This window comes from Oleiphilus sp. HI0061 (genome assembly GCF_001635675.1).
Genome location: NZ_LWFE01001163.1, coordinates 1 through 2,370, shown reverse-complemented (window position 1 = coordinate 2,370; position 2,370 = coordinate 1). Strand labels below are relative to the sequence as shown.

The following is a 2,370-nucleotide window of genomic DNA, read 5'->3' as shown; positions in this document are numbered from 1 at the left end:
ACGCTCTATCCAGCTGAGCTAAGGGCGGAAAAATAGGCGCAGGAATAATAGCGAGCAAATGAGTCAGGCTCAAGTGGAAATTACACGTTGCAACAGATTATTCCCATACAATTGAAGCCAGGACTTGCGATACCCACTGTTACCTACGACTAGGACAGTGCCTTAACCTTCGTTTGTAAACTTTGGAAGCGTTTGTATTGCCTATGCTGAGCAGGAATATGCTTAACATTGTCCAAGCATTGCTCACACTTTGCTTTGAGCTGAGGGTTGCCACCTTGCTGTCGAATTTGTTTTAGCATTACCTGGACGGTATTAAGGTTAAGGGCTGGGTGTTTTGGCGTAACCTGAAGCGCCTCATCAAAAACGCGAATCGCTTCGTCCAGATCACCCTCTTCAAATGCAGTAATACCACTCTTGTTAAGCTTTCTAGCTTTAACCCTTTTCTGAAGGCTAACAGGCTCATCAAGCAACTCTTCAATATTGTTCATGACACCCTTGTCGTCCGAGTGACGCTCTGCCAAATCACTTAATACCTTCTCGGCTTCGGTCTCGTCTCCCATACTGTAGAGTGTTTTAGCAAACTCCAAGGTTGTTTCAGCTGAGGCGCTCGATACATCCATTGTTTCCTGGGCTTTATCCAGTGCAGCCTGAGACTTTTTGTCATCACCCTGCCCTTTGTGAACACGGGCCTCGATCAATAATGCACTAGCCTGAACATTGACATCATCCTTAAATTTCTTACTAGCACGCCCTAGAATATGAACAGCTTCTTTTGCCTGTTTTTTACCATTATCCGACGTATCACCTTCAGCCAAATCAGAAAGGCAGCGACCTAAACTTAAATAATTTTCAGAAGACTCGTGTACAGAATTGTGCCCCAACTTTACACTTTGACAAAAAGCATCCGCAGCGCCTTCAACATCTTTATTTTTAGAGCAAACTTCAGCAAGTTTCTGCTGACGCAGAATAGCATGCGGTGAAATATCAACAGCCTTTGCCAAAGTTTTTTGCGCATCGCGGGCCTTCCCATGCTTTAGTTGCGCTTCGGCCAAGGTATCATAGGCTTCAATTAAGTTCGGGTTACCTGCTAATAAGCCTTGAAGCCCCTTGATAGCGCCTTCATAGTCACCCAAAGCAACTTGCACCTTGCTTAAACCAAGCCTTGCCCAACCAATATCACGTGTCGATAACACGTCACGATATATCTTCGCTGCGCGTTCGTTCTCACCCATCTGAAAATAAAGACTAGCAAGCTTGCGCATACACCAGGTGATATATTTAGTTTCGTAGCGAACCTCTTTATTGATTAGTTCGATCGCTTTGGGGAGGTTTTCAGCATCAATCGCCTCATTAATAGGTTTCAATACCTCACGCTGCTCGATCATTGCATCCAAACGTTTTTGTAAAACGGCTTTTGTAATAGGCTTTGTGATGTAGCCATCAGGCAAGTATTCAAGCGCTCCCATGACCATATCTTTAGAAGTTTCTGCCGTGATGAGTATGAATATGCCTGTATGCTTAAGAATTTTATTGTGACGAAGTTCTTCCAGAACCTGTTGCCCGCTCTTTCCGGGGCCTAGGTTATAGTCGCACAAAATAATATCAAACTCTTCATGCTCACAACGAGCAACGGCGTCTTCACCATTCCCCGTTACCTCGATACTCTCAACCCCAAACGCTCTGATCATTTGGCGTATTGAAAGACGAAAGTTTTCGAAATCATCGACAACCAAAAAGCGCAGATTGCGATAGTATTTGGCTAGCTGAATTTGTCTTTGCAACTCACTCATAAAACACTTACTTCACTGTTCCTAAATTTAATACTCCTAAGTGTAGACAAAAAATCAAATCAGATAGCGTATATTCAAATATTTCTTTTGACTCACGACACTGAACAATAGAAAATTCAGGCTTTTAACAAGCATGGTCTTATCTATCTAATATGGAATTCCCTTCTTTTATCGATATTGAATACAGCACACCAGATGAAGGCGGTTTTCCAACTGCAATTACCTGGTCACTAGCCAACGGCCAAATCAAGTCTGTACTTATTATCCCTGATGACGAATGGGACCCTTGGGACAATACCGACAGCACCGTAGATCTTCAATTTCTTTTTGATCAAGGTGTTTCCGGGCCTGACGTAATTCGAGAACTAAACCAGGACTTGGATGGCCAAACAGTTTTTATTGATGGCCTAGATGAAGATGAAGCCTTATTAGAACTGCTATTCGAGACTTATAATAACGAACTAGGCTTTGAAATAGCTTCAATCACCCAGCTCTTTAGCTCTCACCCACTAGAAACGCTGCTAGCGAAACGAAATGACCTGGCTATCGAGAACCAGCTTGATATTGACTCAATTGAAGA

2 protein-coding genes are annotated in these 2,370 nt (G+C 43.1%); one reads left to right on the top strand and one right to left on the bottom strand.

The genetic code is table 11. From position 1 onward, the window contains the following. Positions 1-149 precede the first annotated feature (149 nt). Positions 150-1,790, bottom strand: a complete 1,641-nt coding sequence (locus A3735_RS17630; RefSeq protein ID WP_068515721.1) for a tetratricopeptide repeat-containing response regulator — start codon at positions 1,788-1,790, stop codon at positions 150-152. 152 nt (positions 1,791-1,942) lie between these two features. Between A3735_RS17630 and A3735_RS17625 the strand changes: the two genes are divergently transcribed. Beyond that, a partial coding sequence (locus A3735_RS17625) for a hypothetical protein (protein WP_068638366.1) occupies positions 1,943-2,370 on the top strand: 428 nt, incomplete at its 3' end.

Bases quoted from the DNA above. Each gene is read 5' to 3' on its own strand.
- A3735_RS17630 (WP_068515721.1), bottom strand. From the start codon at position 1,790: ATGAGTGAGTTGCAAAGACAAATTCAGCTAGCCAAATACTATCGCAAT.